At 66.9% G+C, this 18,646-nt stretch carries 12 protein-coding genes; 6 read left to right on the forward strand and 6 right to left on the reverse strand.

Annotated elements, in window-relative coordinates; all coding sequences use genetic code 11:
* Positions 1–5: 5 nt before the first annotated feature.
* The 5 genes from AC1RT8_RS14165 to AC1RT8_RS14185 form a co-directional block, all read right to left on the reverse strand.
* On the reverse strand, positions 6–3,119 hold the full coding sequence (locus tag AC1RT8_RS14165) for a TonB-dependent receptor domain-containing protein (protein ID WP_493076301.1): 3,114 nt from the start codon (positions 3,117–3,119) through the stop codon (positions 6–8).
* 311 nt (positions 3,120–3,430) lie between these two features.
* The gene (locus AC1RT8_RS14170; protein ID WP_493076302.1) at positions 3,431–5,641 is read right to left on the reverse strand and encodes a hypothetical protein; all 2,211 of its coding nucleotides are present in this window, start codon (positions 5,639–5,641) and stop codon (positions 3,431–3,433) included.
* The gene (locus AC1RT8_RS14175) at positions 5,638–7,122 is read right to left on the reverse strand and encodes a UxaA family hydrolase (protein ID WP_493076303.1); all 1,485 of its coding nucleotides are present in this window, start codon (positions 7,120–7,122) and stop codon (positions 5,638–5,640) included. Before AC1RT8_RS14175 ends, AC1RT8_RS14170 begins: the two co-directional genes overlap by 4 nt.
* Before the next feature lie 11 nt (positions 7,123–7,133).
* Positions 7,134–7,895 (reverse strand): L-rhamnose 1-dehydrogenase Lra1, encoded by a 762-nt coding sequence (gene lra1, locus AC1RT8_RS14180; RefSeq protein ID WP_493076304.1) that lies wholly within the window; start codon positions 7,893–7,895, stop codon positions 7,134–7,136.
* Positions 7,896–7,904: 9 nt separating this feature from the next.
* On the reverse strand, positions 7,905–8,750 hold the full coding sequence (locus AC1RT8_RS14185; RefSeq protein WP_493076305.1) for an IclR family transcriptional regulator: 846 nt from the start codon (positions 8,748–8,750) through the stop codon (positions 7,905–7,907).
* Between the two features lie 176 nt (positions 8,751–8,926).
* Here AC1RT8_RS14185 and rhmD point away from each other — a divergent pair, with 176 nt between their 5' ends.
* The 6 genes from rhmD (at position 8,927) to AC1RT8_RS14215 (ending at position 15,554) form a co-directional block, all read left to right on the forward strand.
* Entirely contained in the window at positions 8,927–10,111 is a 1,185-nt protein-coding gene (gene rhmD, locus AC1RT8_RS14190) for an L-rhamnonate dehydratase (protein ID WP_493076529.1), read from the forward strand.
* Positions 10,112–10,123: 12 nt separating this feature from the next.
* Positions 10,124–10,990 (forward strand): fumarylacetoacetate hydrolase family protein, encoded by an 867-nt coding sequence (locus tag AC1RT8_RS14195; protein WP_493076306.1) that lies wholly within the window; start codon positions 10,124–10,126, stop codon positions 10,988–10,990.
* Positions 10,987–11,736 carry an SDR family NAD(P)-dependent oxidoreductase gene (locus AC1RT8_RS14200; protein ID WP_493076307.1) on the forward strand — a complete coding sequence of 250 codons (750 nt, stop codon included), beginning with the start codon at positions 10,987–10,989 and terminating at the stop codon, positions 11,734–11,736. Before AC1RT8_RS14195 ends, AC1RT8_RS14200 begins: the two co-directional genes overlap by 4 nt.
* A gap of 60 nt (positions 11,737–11,796) precedes the next feature.
* Positions 11,797–12,687: an amidohydrolase family protein gene (locus AC1RT8_RS14205; RefSeq protein WP_493076308.1), complete on the forward strand. Its 891-nt coding sequence runs from the start codon at positions 11,797–11,799 to the stop codon at positions 12,685–12,687.
* Positions 12,688–12,897: 210 nt separating this feature from the next.
* The gene (gene rhaT / locus AC1RT8_RS14210; RefSeq protein ID WP_493076309.1) at positions 12,898–13,956 is read left to right on the forward strand and encodes an L-rhamnose/proton symporter RhaT; all 1,059 of its coding nucleotides are present in this window, start codon (positions 12,898–12,900) and stop codon (positions 13,954–13,956) included.
* Entirely contained in the window at positions 13,953–15,554 is a 1,602-nt protein-coding gene (locus tag AC1RT8_RS14215) for a glycoside hydrolase family 43 protein (protein WP_493076310.1), read from the forward strand. Before rhaT ends, AC1RT8_RS14215 begins: the two co-directional genes overlap by 4 nt.
* A 212-nt stretch (positions 15,555–15,766) precedes the next feature.
* Here AC1RT8_RS14215 and AC1RT8_RS14220 read toward each other — a convergent pair whose 3' ends face one another.
* Entirely contained in the window at positions 15,767–18,640 is a 2,874-nt protein-coding gene (locus AC1RT8_RS14220; protein ID WP_493076311.1) for a CHAT domain-containing protein, read from the reverse strand.
* Between the last annotated feature and the right edge of the window lie 6 nt (positions 18,641–18,646).

The following is an 18,646-nucleotide window of genomic DNA, read 5'->3' on the forward strand; positions in this document are numbered from 1 at the left end:
TTCTTTTAGAACTTCACGCGGGCGCCGATGAAGAGCTCGGTGCCGATCACGTCATAGGTCGCGGCGAAGGTATTCGCGCTTGGGCCCTGGGTCGAGACCGGAGGCTGCCGGCCGAACACATTGTTCGCGCCGCCATAGAATTGCAGGCTCTTCATCACGTCCAGGCTGAAGGAGAGGTCAAAGTAATTCTGCGCCCCGAGCTTCGGATAGGCGAAGCTGTTCAGGGCCGGCGCGTTCGCCGCGCCGGAGCGCAACGGCAGCAGATAGCGATCGGTCGTGACCGGGCCGATATAGCGATGCCGCACGCTGAGGCTGAGATCCCCGAGATTCCAGGTCACCCGCGACGTGCCGCGCCATTTCGGCAACGGCTGGCCGCAGGTCGTGCCGAAGGCACCGGCGCAATAATTCTTGATGTTGGGGAACGCCGCGACCGGAGTCGAGGTGAACTCGTCGAGCCAGGTGAAATTGGTGCTGAAATCGAACGAACTCGTGTCGCTCAGACCCGGAAAGCCGAACCCGGCATTGAGGTGATAGCGCGCCGCGAAATCCACGCCCGAGGTCTTGAGCGACCCCGTATTGGCGTTGCGGATCTGCGCGACATAGGGATCGTTGATCGCGCCCGAATTCGGATCGCGCTTGATCGCCTGGCAATATTCGCTGCTCGCATCCTGGATCACGTTGAAGCAGAGGTTCAGGGTGTTGGCGAGGCCGCCGCCGAGCGGCGAGATCGCCCCGTCAAGCGTGATGTTGAAATAGTCGACGCTGATATAGAGGCCCTTCGCGAAGCCCGGGGTCAGCACGACGCCGGCGGTGAAGGTGTCGGATTTCTCCTCGCCGACATTCGGGTTGCCGCCGAAATCGGCCGGGATGATGCTGTTCGGCTGGACGCCGGCGGTGAACACCGCCGCCGCGGGCACGCCGTTCGCGATGCAGACCGCGCGAACCGCCGCCGTCTGCTGCGCGACCGGCACGCGATCCGAGCAGGGATCGGTCGCCGTGCCGACGACACGGCTGGTGCCGCCGAACAGCTCGTTGACGTTCGGCGCGCGGATCGCGCGCTGATATTGGCCGCGAAAGGCGATGTCCCTGTTCACGCGCCAGTCGAGCCCGCCAAGATAGGTCCACACCCCGCCGATGCCCTGCAGGCTGTAATCCGAATAGCGGAAGGCGGCGTTGGCGGTCAGCTTCTCGATGAACGGCGTGTCGTGGATCAACGGTACACGGAGTTCGCCGAACACTTCCTTGGCCGAAACGCTGCCGCTGGTCGCGAGGCCCGGGTTGAAGCCGGCGACGTCGCCCGACGACAGGAACGAGTCAGGGTTGAATTTCGCGCTCGATTCACGCCATTCGACACCGGCCGAGAAGCCGACCGGACCGGCCGGCAGCGAGAAGAGGTTGCCGGTCAGGTTGGCCGAGGCGACCTGCAGCTCGGCCGTGGTCGAGTTGGTCGCGCTGATCGAGATCGCCGAGGCGCAGGCGGCGGTGATGTTCTGGCCGAAGATGTTGCAGACCGGGGCCGCACCGCCGACCGAGAGCAGTGACGCCTGAAGGCGGCTGCGCGAGATGGCGTTGCGCAGCAGCGTCGTCTCTTCGGTGCGGGCATAGGTGTAATAGACGTCGTACGACAGATCGGTCAGGAAACTGTCCGACACGCTGCCCAGATCGCCGCGGAAGCCCCAGGCGCCGCGGAAGGTGTTGCGGCGGGCATCGGCCTGGCGGCGGCCGACCTCGAGATAGCGCCGGCCGGCCGTCACCACCGCGAGCCCGTCGCCCGGGGTCGTGGTCCGCGTCGCGGAACCGCTGGTCACCGTCGTCGTGCCGGTTTCGGCGAGATCGAGCTGGCGGAACACCTCGCGTAGCTGCGGCGTCAGATAGGGGTTGTTGGTGTTGAACAGGGTCGGCACGCCGACATTGCTCGGCGCCAGCTGAGCGCTCACCAGGTTGTTGGAGTAATGCAGCTCCATATAGCCGGTGATGTTGTCGCTGAAATCGTAATGGCCGAAGCTGTTGATCATCCAGCGTTCCTGCGGGATGATCAGGTAATTGTCGGGGCCGAGGTTGAAATCGTCCTGCGGCGTCAACGCCGGGCGCGCGGCCGTGCCTTCATTGTTGAAGGTGAAGCCGCGCGAGCCGAGACCGCCAAGGCCCGCCGCGGTATAGGCCGCCTGAAGGGCCGGGCTGGCGGCACTGAAGGTCGGGAGGCCCGAGAAGCGGCCATTGGGGATGTCGCCGCTGCCGCCGGCGATGAAGCCGAGCTGGCCGCCGGCCGAGGTGCAGGTCTGGCCGCCGGGGACGGTGAACGGCGTGCCGGCATGATTGGCATTGCCGGTGCCGGGCACGATGCAGCCGTCCGACAGCGAATCATAGGCGAAGTCGCCGCGCTCGCCGCGGGTGATCGCGCCGCGCTTCAGATAATTGCCGGAGACGACCAGATTGCCGCGGCCTTCGGAGAAATTGCCGCCGAGCGTGACGTCGAAAGTGTAGGTCGGCGTGCTGGTCGGCGCGGCATAGTTGAGCTGGGCCCTGGCCTCGACCCCTTCGAAATCGTTGCGCATGATGAAGTTGACGACGCCGGTGATCGCGTCCGAACCATAGACCGCCGACGAACCGCCGGTGACCACCTCGGTCCGCGCGATCAGCGCAGTCGGAATGGTGTTGAGATCGGTGACCTGGTCGGGGCCGTAGATCGCGAAGCGGCGGCCATTGACCAGCACCAGGTTACGCGTCGCGCCGAAACCGCGAAGGTTGACGTCGGCCGTACCACCCGGAACCGTGTTCGAGGTAGCGCCACCATTTTGCGAACCGACGAACTGCGGCGAATCGCTCAGCAGCTTTTCGATGTTCACCGTGCCGGCGAGCTTCACATCCTCGGCGCTGAGCACGCTGACCGGGGTCGAGGCGTCGAACTCGGCGCGCTTGATGCGCGAACCGGTGACGGTGATTTCCTGCTCCTGCCCAACCGTCGCTTCGTCCGACGGAACGGCGGGCACCGCGCTCCGGTCAATGACGGGTGCCGCGGTCTGGGCCGAAGCGACCGAGGCGAAGCTCAGGCCGGCGGCGACGAGCGCCGACCCGCACAGGAAGCGCGCGCGGCGGCTGATGATCCGGGTGTCTTTCATAGTTCCATCCCCTCTTGGCCTCCCCGTAGGAGGCGCTCCGTTTATCCCGTCCGCTTGCGCGGCCCTGTCGTTCGCCGATTGCCGGTCTTGTTCGTCCGTTCGATCCGCGATGCCGTTCCTGAGTGTTTCGACCCTTCCGGAGCCAACCCTAAGGTAGCGCTACCATTTTGGAACGCCAGCATTTCTCATATTGTGGGACTGCATATTACAGAATGAGAAGTAGGGCGTCAATCGCGATTCGCGACCTTTTGGGACGCCTGTTCAAAAGTTGGAATTGCGTGTCCGGCAAGACACAGATGCGGTGCTGCGGATCAGGGCAGCGGGCGAATGCCCTCTGCGCGCACGCGCCATCCGCGCTTCGGAAAGCCCGGCGCAACACCGCTTGAGCCGTCCCAGCCCGCCGCCATCATGCCCGCCACCAGCAACAGGCCGCCATTGGACGGGAAATAGGTGTCGGCGACGCGGATATGGCCCGGGCCGTCCGGGCCATCCTTCGCCGCCGGATCGAAGCCGGCGCGCGGGGTCATGCCGCTAACGCCCCAATGGTTGTTCGCGGTGTCGCGGAACAGCCAGTCGATCGCGGTCTCCGGCTCGCCGAGCCGAGCCGCCGTCATCGCGATCATCGGATAGTCCCAGCCCCAGGTCTGGCGCAGATCCCAGTCGGCCTCGACCGCGCGGAGCGTGCGGCGCATCGTCTCGCGGTCGACATGGTCGCCGCCGAGCGCGCCATAGGCCATCAGGAAGGACGGATGGTCGCGGTTGAGGCAATCATGCCCGATCGCATTGCGCCGGCATTCGGGTGACCCGACCTTCTTCCAGAAATCGGGTTCGCTCTCGACGGGGAGATACAGGCCGTCGCGCTGCGGCACCGGGCCGAGCAGGTCGATCACTCTGTCCCAGTCGGCCACGCGCTTCAGCCCGCGGCGCTCGCGCCAGGCCTGGGCGGTCTTCAGCCCCCAGCGGAAATATTCGACTTCATATGCGGGGTTCACGGTCTTCATCGGATCGTGATTTTCCTGCACCGGGATGATCGGCGGGCCGAGCACGAAGCGCTTGCCCGCTTCGTCCCAGCGCGGCCAGGTGGCGAGCAGCCGCGCCGTCTGGTCGACCAGCTCGCCATAGCGCGCGAGCGTCGCGGCATCGGGATGCGCGCGGTAGAGCAGTTCAGCCATGTAGATCGGGTGCGGCTGCTGCCACATGATGAAGGGGTTGATCGGGCTCGGGCTGTTGCGCCCTTCAGGCCCGGACATCTTGGTCCACCAGGCGCCCTGCACCCCGTGGCGCGCTGCCTCGGCCTTCGCCTGGGGCAGGCGATCGAGATACCAGGCCATGGAGCGTTCGAGCAGCATCGGCCGGCCCCAGAGCGCGAAATGCCCGGCGTGCCAGGGGTGGACCTCGAGATGAAACTTGCCGTTCCAGCTGTTGGAGAACAGCCCCTCCTCCTGCGGCGGCACATCGCCCGCCTGGTTGATCGCCGCGAGATATTGCGACAGCACGATGCGGCGTTCGAGTTCCGGCGCGCGCGGATCGGTGCTGCCGGCGAAATCGATCATGCCGCCGTTCGACCAGTAATTGCGCCAGTGCTTTGAGACGGCGGCGGTGGCGGCGGCGTAATCGATGCGGGGCGCGGGTTTGCGCACCTGGTCGAAGCTGACGAACACCACCAGCCGGTCGCCGCGCCGGGCGGCGACATGGACTTCGTGCCGACCGGCCTGGGTGATGGTCGCGCCGGTCGCGGCGATCGCCGAATAATAGATCGTGTCGTCGATCCCGTTGCTCAGCATAAGCGAGCCGGGGCCGCGGGCGAGGATCACCGTCTTGCGCTCCGCCGCGTCGCCATAGTCCGACGGATCGGGATTGAGGTTATGCGACACGCCGGGATAGCGGACGTCGACGCCGATCCGGCCGCGCGCGACCAGGGGCGAGCGGATCTCGACCATCACCATGTCGCGGTCGGGATGGACCCGCGTCGTCACCGTCACTGCCTGACCGTCGAAGCGGAAGCTGCTGTTGAGCGCGCCGGTCCAGAGGTCGAGATGCTGGCGGGTGGCGGACAGGGCCTCGAACCGGGCGGGTTTGCCGTCCCTGCCCTTCAGCGCCAGCGCGACGCGGCCGAGCGAGAAGCGGTGCGGATTCTCGCGCAGCCAGACCAAAGACGGGTTGGTCTTCAACGCATCGAAATCGCGCATGTAGGAATAGGGCTGGGTGCCGCCGCCGGGCACGAACACCTGAACCAGCCCGTCCTTCTCGCTATAGCCATGCGGATTAGGGAAGCTGTGCCACGCCCATTGCGCCATGGTCAGCAGCGGGGCGGTCTTCGCATAGTGCTCCGGGAAGGTCTGCAGCCCGGTGATGTCGGCGGTGAAACCGATGCTGCCATTGCCCAGCATCAGCGGGGCATGCGGATCGACCTTCGTCAGCGTCACGTCATGGCGCTTGACCAAGGCAAGCCGGTCGATCGGCTGCGCGGCGGCCGGCGCGCCCGCGAGCAGCGCCAGCGCCGCCAGCCAGAAACCCTTCAAAGCGTGACGCCCCGCTTCCAGATCGCGATCTCGCGTTCGCCGTTCCGTTCCGACGCGGTCTGCTTGCCCGAGGCGATGGCGCGGATCGTGTCGAGCAATGCATCGGCGGCCTGGTCCATGCCCTTTTCGAGCACCTGCCCGGCGTCGAAATCGATCCAGTTCGGTTTGCGCTCGGCGAGCGGCGTGTTCGAGGCGATCTTGATCGTCGGCGCGGGGAAACCGAGCGGCGTGCCGCGACCGGTGGTGAACAGGATGATCGTCGCGCCCGCCGCAGTGAGCGCGGTCGAGGAGACGGCGTCGTTGCCCGGTGCTTCGAGCAGGGTCAGGCCAGTACGGCGCACCTGCTCGCCATAATGGCGGACGTCGGTGACGGTCGCATGCCCGGCTTTCTGCACGGCGCCGAGCGACTTCTCCTCGAGCGTGGAGATGCCGCCGGCGATGTTGCCAGGCGACGGGTTCTCCGAGACGGGCTCGCCATGCTCGGTGAAATAGCGTTTGAAGTCGTTGACCAGCGCGCCGATGCCGTCGAACACCTGCTCGTCCGCGGCCCGGTCCATCAGCAATTGCTCGGCGCCGAAGATCTCGGGGATCTCGGTCAGGATCGCGGTGCCGCCGGCCCGGGTCACCGCGTCGCTCATCCGCCCCACCAGCGGGTTGGCGGTGAGGCCCGAAAAGCCGTCCGACCCGCCGCATTTCACGCCGAGCACCAGATCCGACAGCGGTACCTGGGTCCGCTCGACCTTCGCCACTTGCTCGACCAGTTCGTCGACCAGGGCCAGGCCTTCCTCGATCTCGTCGCCGGCGACCTGCGCGGCGACGCTGCGGATCTTGCCGTGCAGCGCGGGATCGATCTCCCTCAGCAGCCGGTCGAGCTGGTTGGATTCGCAGCCAAGCCCGACCAGCAGCACGCCGCCGGCATTGGGATGCGCGGCAAGCGCGGCGAGGATCGAGCGCGTGCCATCCAGATCGTCGCCGAGCTGCGAACAGCCGAATGGATGCGCCAGCGCGAGCACGCCGTCGATGCGATCAGCATGACGGCGCCCGGCAATCTCGGCGATCTTCTGCGCGGTGCGACCGACACAGCCGACCGTCGGGATGATCCATATCTCGTTGCGGGTGCCGACCCGGCCGTCGGCGCGGCGATAGCCGGCAAAGCCCGTGGCCGGGACCCTGGTCTCCGCCGTATGGACATGCGGGCGCCAGACATAGTCGCCGCTCGTCGCCAGCGCGGTCGAGACATTATGGACATGGACATGCTCGCCCGGCGCGATTTCCGCGGTAGCGACGCCGATCGGGAAACCGAACTTCAGTACCGGATCGCCGGCATGAAGCGCGCGCAACGCAACCTTGTGGCCGCGCCCGATCGCCTGCGGCAGCGTCACCTCGACATCACCAACCGTCGCGACGGTGCCGGCATCCAGATCCTGGAGCGCGGTCGCGACCCCATCATGGGGATCGATGCGGAACAGCGACAGGGTCATTCAATCACGCCTTATTGCAGGTTCACGAACGCACCGCCGTCGACCAGCAAAGCCGCCCCGGTCACATAGTTTGCGAGATCGGAGGCGAGGAAGACGATCGGTCCGGCAAGATCGTCGGGCTGGCCGAGCCGGCCCAGCGGGATACGTCCCTCCATATAGGCGCGCTTGGCCGGATCGGCGAGATCATGCTTGTTGATGTCCGTGAGGATCGTGCCGGGCAGCACCGAATTGCAGCGGATGCCATGCCGGCCGAGCGCGATCGCGGCCGACTGCATCAGCGAATGCACGCCCGCCTTGGTCGGCGTGTAGTGCGTCTGATACTCGCCGCCGACCAGGGCCGAGATCGACGAGACCGCGACGATCGAGCCGCCATGGCCTTGCGCGACCATTCGGTTCGCGGCTGCCTGGACCATGAAATAGGCGCCGTGGAGATTGACCTTCATCGTGCGCTCGAACGTCTCGACCGGCATGTCGAGAAAGGCGTGGAACGGGCAGATGCCGGCATTGTTGACGAAGATATCGACCTTGCCGAGCGCGGCCACCGCGCCGTCGACGAAAGCGCTCGCGGTCTCCGGATCGGCGACGTCGCCGTGCAGTGCAAAGGCGCGGCGACCGAGCGCCTCGATCTCGGCGACGCAGCTCGCCGCGCCGTCATCGTCGTGCAGATAGTTGATCGCCACATCGGCGCCGTGCCGCGCGGCGCCGATCGCGGCGGCGCGGCCGATCCCCGCCGACCCGCCGGTGACGAGCATTGTCTTGCCCTGAAGCAGCACGAACCTCTCCTATCGACGCGATCGCGGCGGGGTGCGGCGGACAGCGCCCTCGGACCAGCCGAGATCCCGGCTGACCGCCATCGCGGTTGCGCGGACATCGTCCGATAGCGCCTGCATGCGCTCGTCCGCCATATATTGCGCCGCACTCGACACGCTGATCGCCGCGACGATCTGGCCACTGACGCCGCGGATCGGCGCCGCGACGCAGCGGATCAGATCCTCATTCTCTTCCAGATCGAACGCGCGGCCGACCTCGACATAGCGCTTCATCCGTTCTTCCCAGACCGTATAATCCGCGGGCGGAGAGCCGGCGGCCTGATCCTCCTCGAACAGCTTGCGCCAGTGCCGCGCATCGTCATCGAGCAGCAGCGCCTTGCCGAGGCCGGTCGAGGTGAGCGGCTGGCGATCACCCACGCGGCTGCTGATCTCGACCCGCCGGCGACCGGGGATCTTGTCGAGATAGAGCGCCCGCTCGCTGTCGAGCACGCCGAGATGCACCGTGTCCTCGGTCGAGGCGGCAAGGTCCTCGAGATGCAGCCGGGCGACCTGGACGAGATCGGTCTGCTGCTGCGCATGGAAGCCGAGTTCGAGCAGCTTGGGCCCGAAATGATACCCGAGCCGCGGCACGAAAGTGAGGTAGCGCCGGTCGATCAGCGCGGTCGCCAGCCGGTGCGTGGTCGAGCGGGTGAGCCCGAGTTTCGCGGCGAGATCGGCAAGCGTGATCGGGCCATCGATGACCGCGTCGATCACGTCCAGGCCGCGCAACAGCGTCTGGCTGCCGGGCTGGGATTTGGCATCGCCGGCCGCATCCGCCGGTTTTTCATCCAAATCAGCATTTGACGGAGCGTTTCTCATCTAATAATATTCTTTCCCATATTCTGGAATTTATCAAGCGATAAAACGCGAGAGAGGAAGGCGAGGGGCGTGCAATCTGATCCGCTTTCGGCAGCATGCTTGCGTACCAAATGCTGGTACGCCGTGCCTATAGCTATCCTCGACGCTATGCGCGCTTGTTCGTCGGTGGAGCCCGCATGACCCTGCCCCGGATCAAGCATGTCCGCGCCTTCGTGCTGCGCGGCGGCGGTGCCGATTATCACGACCAGGCCGACGGCCACTGGATCGACGATCACATCGCCACGCCGATGAGCCGCTATCCCGAATATCGCCAGTCGCGGCGCAGTTTCGGCATCAACGTGCTCGGCACCCTGGTGGTCGAGATCGAAGCGGACGACGGCACGATCGGCTTTGCGGTGACGACCGGCGGCGAGCCCGCGGCGTTCATCGTCGAGAAGCATCTCGCCCGCTTCCTCGAAGGCCGCAGCCCGACCGAGTATGAGAAGATCTGGGACCAGATGTATTTCTCGACTCAATATTATGGCCGCAAGGGGCTGGTGGTGAACGCCATCTCCGGCGTCGACCTCGCTTTGTGGGACCTGCTCGGGCGGCTGCGGCAGGAGCCGGTCTATCACCTGCTCGGCGGCGCGGTGCGTGACGAGCTGCAATTCTACGCCACCGGCGCCCGGCCCGATCTCGCCAAGGAAATGGGCTTCATCGGCGGCAAGCTGCCCCTCCACCACGGCCCGGCCGAGGGCGAGGAAGGGCTCGACAAGAATATCGCCGCGCTCGCCGACATGCGCGCGAAATGCGGGCCGGATTTCTGGCTGATGCTCGATTGCTGGATGGCGCTCGACGTCAATTACGCGACCCGTCTCGCCATCCGCGCCCACGAACATGGCCTGAAATGGATCGAGGAAGCGATCAGCCCCGACGATTATTGGGGCTATGCCGAGCTGAAGCGCAACGTGCCCAAGGGCATGCTGGTCACCACCGGCGAGCATGAGGCGACGCGCTGGGGTTTCCGCATGCTGCTCGAGATGGACTGCTGCGACATCATCCAGCCCGATGTCGGCTGGTGCGGCGGCGTGACCGAGCTGCTCAAGATCTCGGCGCTGGCCGATGCGGCGGGCAAGATGGTCGTGCCGCACGGATCCTCGGTCTATTCCTATCACTTCGTCATCACCCGGCATAACAGCCCGTTCGCCGAGTTCCTGATGATGCACCCCGGACCGACCGAAGTGGTGCCGATGTTCGCGCCGCAGCTGCTCGGCGAACCCATCCCCGAAAAGGGCCGAATCCGCGCGTCCGCGCTCGACAAACCGGGCTTTGGCGTGGAGCTCAACCGCGATATCCCGCTCCACCGCCCCTATACTCACTGAGGAATCCTCCCCATGAAATTGCTGCGTTACGGCCCCGTCGGCCAGGAAAAGCCCGGTCTGATCGATAGCGACGGGCATATCCGTGATCTGTCCACCCATGTAACCGACATCGGCGCCGCCGAGCTGTCGCCCGCCGGCCTCGCCAAGCTCGCCGCGATCGACCCGACCTCGCTGCCGCTGGTCGACGGAACACCCCGCTACGGCGTTCCCATTGCCGGCACGCGGAAATTCATCGCGATCGGGCTGAACTTCGCCGAGCACGCCGCCGAATCCAACCTGCCCGAGCCGGCCGAGCCGATCTTCTTCACCAAGGCGATCTCCTGCCTGCAGGGCCCGAACGACCCGGTGATGATCCCGCGCGGCTCCGAAAAGACCGACTGGGAAGTCGAGCTGGGCGTTGTGATCGGCACCCGCGCATCATACGTCACCGAAGACAAGGCGCTCGACCATGTCGCCGGCTATTGCACGATCAACGACGTGTCGGAGCGCGCCTTCCAGCTCGAACGCGGCGGCACCTGGGACAAGGGCAAGGGCTGCGACACCTTCGGTCCGGTCGGCCCCTGGCTGGTGACCAAGGACGAAGTCGGCGACGTGCAGTCGCTCGGCATGTGGCTCGAGGTCAACGGCAAGCGAGTCCAGGACGGCAGCAGCAGCACGATGATCTTCGGCGTGGCGAAGCTGGTTTCCTATGTCAGCGAGTTCCTGACGCTGGAGCCGGGCGACATCATCACCACCGGCACGCCCAAGGGCGTCGGCATGGGCCAGAAGCCGACCCCCTGGTACCTCAAGGCCGGCGACGTGATCGAGCTCGGCATCGAGAAGCTCGGCCGGCAGCGCCAGGACGTGGTGGCGTGGAACCCGAACGGAGCCGCTGCGTGACGCTGTACCAGAGCCGTTTCGAAGGAAGGACCGCGGTCGTCACCGGCGGCGCATCGGGGCTCGGCCGCGAGGTCGCGCGCCGCATCGTCGCCGAGGGCGGTCGCGTGATATTGTGGGATCTCCATGCCGACTGGGCGGCCGAAGCGAAGGAGGATGTCGGCGCGATCGCCGCCATCGCCTTCAGCGTCGCCGACAACGCAGCGGTGGAGCGCGCGACCGAAGAGAGCATGAGCCTGCTCGGCCATATCGACATCCTGGTGAACTCGGCCGGCATTACCGGCGCGACCGCGCCGGTCGATGCCTATCCGATCGACAGCTGGCTGAGCGTGATCGACGTCAATCTCAACGGCCTGTTCTATTGTTGCCGCGCCGTCGTGCCGCACATGGTGGCCAACGGCTATGGCCGGATCGTCAACGTCTCCTCGGTCGCGGGCAAGGAAGGCAATCCCAATGCCTCGGCCTATTCGGCGTCCAAGGCCGCGGTGATCGGCCTGACCAAGTCGCTCGGCAAGGAGCTGGCAACGCGCGGCGTGATCGCCAATGCGGTGACGCCGGCGACCTTCGAGAGCCCGATCCTCGAACAGCTGCCGAAGAGCCAGGTCGAGTATATGCTGTCGAAGATCCCGATGGGCCGGCTCGGCGAAGTGCAGGAAACCGCAGCGATGGTCTGCTTCATGGCATCCGAGGAATGCAGCTTCACCACGGCGTCGACCTTCGACACCTCGGGGGGCCGGACCACTTTCTGATCGTTTTTCGGCCAGCCCAGCGACCGGCAAGAGCCGGCGCGGCCAAGGGAGAGGAATACAGTGCGCGACCTGCCGTTCATCGACCCGCATGTGCATCTCTGGGACCTGTCCCGGGATCGCTATGCCTGGCTGTCGCCGCCGTTTGGCGACAGCGGGCCCAATGGCAATACGCAGGGCATCGCGCGCAACCAGTTGCTCGACGACTATCTGGTGGAGGCGGCGCACTGGAACGTCGTCGGGATGGTCCATCTCGATGCCGGCGCGGCCGATCCGCTCGCCGAGACCGACTGGCTTCAGGACATGGCCGATGCGCGCGGCATGCCGAACGGCATCGTCGCCACCGCCGTACTGGACGATCCGAGCGTCGAGGCACTGCTGGCGGACCATGCCCGCCGTCACAACGTGCGCGGCATAAGGCATATCGTGAACTGGCATAGCAACCCGAACCGGACCTACACGGCGCGGGACGTGACCGGCGATGAGGCCTGGGCGCGGGGGTTCGCGTTGCTGGCGAAATACGGCCTGTCGTTCGATCTCCAGGCCTATCCCGACCAGTTTCCCGGCCTTGCCCGACTGATCGAGCGGCATCCCGAAACGCCAGTGATCGTCAACCACACCGGCATGGGTGTCGATGGCGATAAGAGCTGGCGCGCGGCGATGAAGACGGTCGCGGCGCTGCCGCATGTGTCGATCAAGATTTCCGGCCTTGGCTTCGTCTATCGGCCCTTCACCGCAGGCGCGGTGCGCGACCGGGTGCGCGAGACGATCGACATTTTCGGCACCGACCGCGCGATGATCGCGAGCAATTTTCCGACCGACCGGCTGTTTGCCGATTTCGACACGACCCTCGGGGCGCTGGCGGATGCGGTCGCGGATTTCAGCGAGGACGAGCAGCGGGCGCTGTTCGCGCGCAATGCCAACCGGATTTATCGGCTTGGGCTGGATGTTTAGGGTGGTGAGCCAAGTTCAAGCCCCTCCCCTTCAGGGGAGGGGTTGGGGGTGGGGCAGCGCCGAGCGGGGCTCGATGCCCCGATCGACGCTTCGAGCCTTGATGCAACGAGTCCTTTTGAGCGTGCAGACGCACGCCCCCACCCCCTTCCCCTCCCCTGAAGGGGAGGGGCTTATGTCAGACTTGGCCGCGCCGGCCACCGGGAGAACCACATGAACGCGAATCCGCTGCTCGGCGTCTTCTTCCACTGGCTGGGCGGGCTGTCCTCGGCCAGCTTCTACGTCCCCTATCGCGCGGTGAAGCGCTGGTCGTGGGAGATCTACTGGCTGACCGGCGGCATCTTCTCCTGGCTGCTCGCGCCGTGGTTCTTCGCGTCGATCCAGACCAACGACCTGATCGGCGTGCTCGGCGCCGCGCCGACTCCTGTGATCGTCTGGCCGATCATCTTCGGCATGCTCTGGGGATTCGGCGGCCTCACCTATGGCCTGACCATGCGCTATCTCGGCCTGTCGCTCGGCATGGCGGTGGTGCTGGGGCTGTGCACCGTGTTCGGCACGCTGATCCCGCCTTTGTTCCAGGGCGATTTCGCCGCCAAGCTGCTCGACACGCCGAGCGGCAACATCATCCTGCTCGGCCTCATCATCACCATGGCCGGCATCATCGTCGTCGCCATGGCAGGCGCGCGCAAGGATGCCGCGCTCTCCCCCGAGCAGAAGGCGGCCGCGGTCGCCGAGTTCGATTTCCGCAAGGGCATCGCCGTCGCGGTCTTCTCCGGCATCATGTCTTCCTGCTTCGCCTTCGGCCTCGCCGCGGGCGAGCCGATCAAGGCACTGTCGGCGGCAGCCGGCACCGGCCCGCTCTGGACCGGCCTGCCGATCCTCTGCCTCGTCATGTTCGGTGGCCTCATCACCAACGCCATCTGGTGCGCCTGGCTGATCGTGAAGAACCGCAGCGCCGGCCAATGGGTCGGGGCTGGTGAAGCAGTCGGCGCACCGTTGCTGGTCAATTTCCTGCTCTGCGCGGTCGCGGGCACGGCGTGGTATTTCCAGTTCTTCTTCTACACCATGGGCGAGAGCCAGATGGGCCGCTTCGGCTTCTCGTCCTGGACCTTGCACATGGCGTCGATCATCATCTTCGGCACGCTCTGGGGCTTTGCCTTTCGCGAGTGGAAGGATGCCGCACCGCGCGTCCGGGCGACGGTATGGGGCGGCGTCGGGCTGCTGGTGCTGGCGACGGTCGTCATCGGGTACGGCAACAGCCTCGCGCTATGAGGCTTGTTCTTTCCCTCGCGGCGGCCGGGCTGCTCGCGTCGCTGGCTGGCGCGGCGACACCCCAGGCTACCTATACCAACCCGATCCTGTTCGCCGACTATTCGGACCCGGACATGATCCGGGTCGGCCGCGATTATTATCTGATTGCCTCGAGCTTCCACTTCTCGCCGGGCATCCCGATCCTGAAGTCGCGCGATCTCGTCCACTGGACGATCATCGGCCATGTCCTGCCGAAACTGCCCTTCGCGCCCGAATACGACATGCCCGGCCCGCACACGCTGACCGACAAGATCTCCAAGCCGGTCGGCGGCACGCGTTACGCCGGTGGCGTCTGGGCGCCCTCGATCCGGCATCATGCCGGCAAATTCTACGTCTATTGGGCGACGATCGACGAAGGCGTGTTCATGGCCACCGCCACGCGCGCGGAAGGCCCGTGGAGCGCGCCGGTCAAGGTGATCGACCAGAAGATGCTCGAGGATCCCTGCCCCTTCTGGGACGATGACGGTCAGGCCTGGCTGGTCCATTCGCGCCATGGCGCCGGGCCGCTGATCCTTCACCGGATGAGCGCCGACGGGACGCGCGTGCTCGATGCGGGACATGTGATCGTCGAGGACAAGGTCAACCTGCCGATCCTCGAAGGCCCCAAATTCTACAAGCGCAACGGCTATTATTATATCTTCGCGCCGTTCGGTGGCGTCGAGAAAGGCGCTCAGATTGCCTTGCGGTCGCGCACCATTCGCGGGCCCTATGAACAGCGCGTCGTGCTCGAACAGGGATCGACCAACCTCGAAGGCCCGCATCAGGGCGGCTGGGTCGAGACCCCGTCGGGCCAGGGCTGGTTCGCGCATTTCAACTCGACCGGCGCGTTCGGGCGCATCGTGCATTTGGAACCGGTCAAATGGGTCGATGACTGGCCGGTGATGGGCGATCCGATCCCCGGCAAGACCAGCGGCCAGCCGGTCGCCTCTCACACCATGCCCGACACCGGCAGCCCGCCGACCAACGACCGGCTGCAGGATTCGGACGACTTCGCGCGCGCGAAGCTCGGCCTGCAATGGGAGTGGAACCACAATCCCGACAACAGCGCCTGGAGCCTCACGAAACGCCCCGGCTATCTCCGCCTGACCGCCGGCCCCGCCGAGCATCTCGTCACCGCGCGCAACACGCTGACCCAGATCCTGCAGGGTCCCAGCCGTATCACCACACGGTTCGACATAACCGGCATGAAAGACGGGCAGCGCGCCGGCCTCGCCCTGTTCGGCGTCCGGCCGAGCTGGATCGGCGTGGTGCGCGACAAAGGTGCGGCGCACGTGACGCTCGCTACCGAAGGCGACGAGACGCCGGGTCCGGCCGTCACCGCAAAGATGATCGAGCTGCGCGCCGAGATCGGGATCGAGCAGACGGTCCGCTACAGCTACAGCCTCGACGGCAAGGCGTTCACCTCGATGGGCGACGCCATCCCGCTTGCGCGTTTCTCCTGGTGGAAAGGATCGCGCCCGGCGCTGTTCAGCTTCAGCCACGCCGTTCCGGGAACGCCGCGCGGCTGGATCGATGCCGACTGGTTCCGGGTCGAGCGATTGCCCGCAAAGGCCGAATAGGAAATTTCCATCATTCCTGTCGTGCTTTGTCACGCATCCGACAGGTCATGTCATTGGGCTGAACCGCCCCTTCCCGGCATACTCCCCCTGCAACGGCGCAAGGGGAAACCCGGTCGCGCCACCGGTTCGGCCGGGATCTGCGTGACGCGACCCCATGCAGACCCCGTTCGGGAGCGCCGCCCGGAACATCGGGCGGCGCTCCACTTTTTGGGTCAGCGCCCGACAAAGACGAACGGCGCCCAGTTGACCGGTTGGTCCGATCCGGCGACCGGCCTCTCGTCGATCATGCCGAGCATTGCCCGGCGCAGCGCCTCGGCCGGGTCAGTTCCGCCGCCGTAACGCTTGACCGTCTCGACCGAGAGATAGGCCGCCGCGTCGTCGCGCACCGCCCAGTGCGACACCAGCAAGTTTCGCCCGCCGGCATGCAGGAAGGCACGGGCCAGGCCGGTCAGCCCGCCATCGTCCGCGCTACCCCCGGCCGCGGTGTTGCAGGCGGAGAGCACCACCCAGGCAGCGTCGATACGCAGCTTCATGATCTCGCTGGCGGTCAGCAGCCCGTCATCGTCACCGCCCGGCGTGACCACCAGAGCCGGTTCCTCCAGCCCGTCCAGCTCGCCCGCGACCAGCCCGTGAGTCGCGAAGGCGACCACGCCGGCATGGCCGAAATCAAGCGCACGGATCGCCGCCTCGGTCGCGCCGGCGCCGGTCAGGACGCGTTGCTCCCGCGCATCGAGCGCGATACCGAGCGCGCGCAACTCCGGCTCGGTCGCCGGCAGGGCAGGCAGTTCCCGCACCTCCCGGGCCATGCCGGCCGACCGGAAGGCCGGTATATTGCCCGTCGCCGCGGCGGCGAGCAACGGCGCACCGATCGCGACGAACTGCGCCGGCCGACCCTGCGGTGCCGTCTCGCGCTTCGCCGTCACCGAAGCGATCGCGGGCAGCGTGACCAGCGCATGGTCGCGGACCAACCAGCGCGCGGTGCGCGACGATTGACCGGGCCGCGTCGGGGCGAGCGCCGCGAAAGGCAGCGCCCCGAGCCCGGCATTGGCCGCGATCAGCACGCGGTGCTTGCCGGCCATCGCCGCCCCGATCGCCCTGGGGAACAGGATCGCGTGCAATTTGCCCGACGAGGCGAAATCGAACGGCGCGGTCGCATCGGGGGCAAGGCTGGCGCGCAGCCTGGCGACCTCGCGGTTGATCGCCTCCCCGCCCTGTTCGGCCAAGGCCATGGTCACCCGGTCGCGCGTTATCAGGAACAGGCCGGTACGAAGCTCGCCCACTGCGGCGACGAACAGCGCCTCGTCCTTGCCGAGCCCGGCCTGCACCGCCGCAAGCGACAAGGGATCGGCCAGTTCGCTCGCGACGAAATCGGGCGCCCGCGCCCGGAGCGCAGCGGTGCGCTGCTCAAGCCGCGCCGCCAGCGTGCGCCGCTCCACCGCCATCTGCTCGACCGCTGCCGCGTCGGTACCGCGTCCGGCGAGGCGGACCTGCCGGTCGAGCAGCCGTTCCAGCTCGATCGCGCTGTCCTGGCGGTCGCGCAACAGCGTGGCGAATGCGGGATCAGTCGCGCCGGACCGCGCTGCCGCCTCGCTCGCCGCGCGCCCGGCCGAGTTCATCGTGACGCGCTGGGCAAGGCGAAAGGCGAGGTCCGGATCGTTCGCGCCAAGCGCCGCATCGAGCGCCCAGCCATAGGCCGACCGCGCGTCAAGGTCCTGCCCGGTGCGATAGCTGCCGGTGGCGAGCAGCTGGCGCAGGCGCCCGTCCACCGCAAGCGCCGCCGCCCGCGTCCGGGCCAGGCCGCCCGCCGCGTCGCCGCCGCGCACCTCGATCGCGCCCAGCCGCGCCTCTCCGACCAGGGTTGAGATATCCTCGGGCGGCAGGATCAGATGGCGCAGCCGTTGCGCCTCGGCCTGGGCCGTGCGCGCATCCGCGATCGAACCCAGCTTCAGCGCCTGCACCGCCATCCGGTCCCCGCCGCCGATCCGGTCGCGGTGGTGCGGCGGGAATTTCCGCGCGCGGATCTCGGCGACCTCGCGCTGGATCGCGAGCGCGCCGGCCCGGTCGCCCGATGCGGCCTGCGCTGCGGCGACCGTCTCGCGCGCGATCAAGGTCCGGTCCGCCTCGGCACCCAGGTCCTTTGCCAGGATCCGCACCGCTGCTTCCGCGACGGTGCGCCCCTCCTCGACCTTGCCCTGGTTGAGCAGGGCCGTGGCGAGCGTGCTCATGTAATTGGCGGTCTGCTGCTTCTCGCCGAAACGGGCGACCGCCATGTCGACCGCACGGCGCGCCGTCGTCTCGGCCTCCGATGCCCGACCGAGCTGGAGCTGGAGCCGCGCCAGGGTGTTGAGATCGGCCGACAGGAACGGGTGGCCCGGCGGCAGGATCGCCTCCATATCGGTCGCGGTGATCCGCGCCGCCTCGATCGCTTCCTCGATGCGCCCGGCCGCGCCGAGATAGATCGGCAGATTCGACATCCACAAGGCGGCGTTGGGCGGGATCGGCTGAAGCCTTTTCGCCTCCGCGACGGCGCGGCGCGACAGGTCGATCGCGCGGTCGTAATTGCCGAACTCGAACTCGGCATTGGCATAGTTCGAATAAGCGGCGCCCACTTCGACATGCGCCCTGCCCGCATATTGGGCGGTGCGCCGTTCCAGCACCTCGGCGCCGGCGATTCGCGCCTCGTCATGCCGGCCGAGCGTCATCAGGATGACGAACTCGCCGTTCATGAGATCGGTCACGCGCGTCGCATAGGCTGGGCCGCCCAGCTTCAGCCGCACGATCAGGTCCCGCGAGCGGGTGAGCGCGCCCTTGATATCGCCCTGGAGATAGTCGGCGGTGACGAGCTCGCCCTCGGCCGCCGCGATTTCGGGATGGCCGGCGGGATAGATCGAGGCGGCATAGGCGACCACCGCATCCCATGCCTTGCGGTAGGCCGCCGGATCGGCGCCCTCGTCGAGCGCGTCGGCCGCCTTCTTCATCGTCTCCAGCCTGGCGATCCTGTCGGGCGCCACGGTCTGCGCTGCGAGCGGCGCGGCGAGCATGGCGAGAGCGAGCGCGGCCCCGCGCGCCGATCCGAAACGAATCATCATCCC

The sequence above is a fragment of the Sphingomonas sp. GW821-FHT10F11 genome (assembly GCF_058809095.1).

What these genes read in the sequence shown, in the direction of transcription:
- AC1RT8_RS14165 (WP_493076301.1), bottom strand. Translation starts at nt 3,119, where the DNA reads ATGAAAGACACCCGGATCATCAGCCGCCGCGCGCGCTTCCTGTGCGGG.
- AC1RT8_RS14175 (WP_493076303.1), bottom strand. Translation starts at nt 7,122, where the DNA reads ATGACCCTGTCGCTGTTCCGCATCGATCCCCATGATGGGGTCGCGACC.
- AC1RT8_RS14185 (WP_493076305.1), bottom strand. Translation starts at nt 8,750, where the DNA reads ATGAGAAACGCTCCGTCAAATGCTGATTTGGATGAAAAACCGGCGGAT.
- rhmD (WP_493076529.1), top strand. Translation starts at nt 8,927, where the DNA reads ATGACCCTGCCCCGGATCAAGCATGTCCGCGCCTTCGTGCTGCGCGGC.
- AC1RT8_RS14195 (WP_493076306.1), top strand. Translation starts at nt 10,124, where the DNA reads ATGAAATTGCTGCGTTACGGCCCCGTCGGCCAGGAAAAGCCCGGTCTG.
- rhaT (WP_493076309.1), top strand. Translation starts at nt 12,898, where the DNA reads ATGAACGCGAATCCGCTGCTCGGCGTCTTCTTCCACTGGCTGGGCGGG.
- AC1RT8_RS14215 (WP_493076310.1), top strand. Translation starts at nt 13,953, where the DNA reads ATGAGGCTTGTTCTTTCCCTCGCGGCGGCCGGGCTGCTCGCGTCGCTG.
- AC1RT8_RS14220 (WP_493076311.1), bottom strand. Translation starts at nt 18,640, where the DNA reads ATGATTCGTTTCGGATCGGCGCGCGGGGCCGCGCTCGCTCTCGCCATG.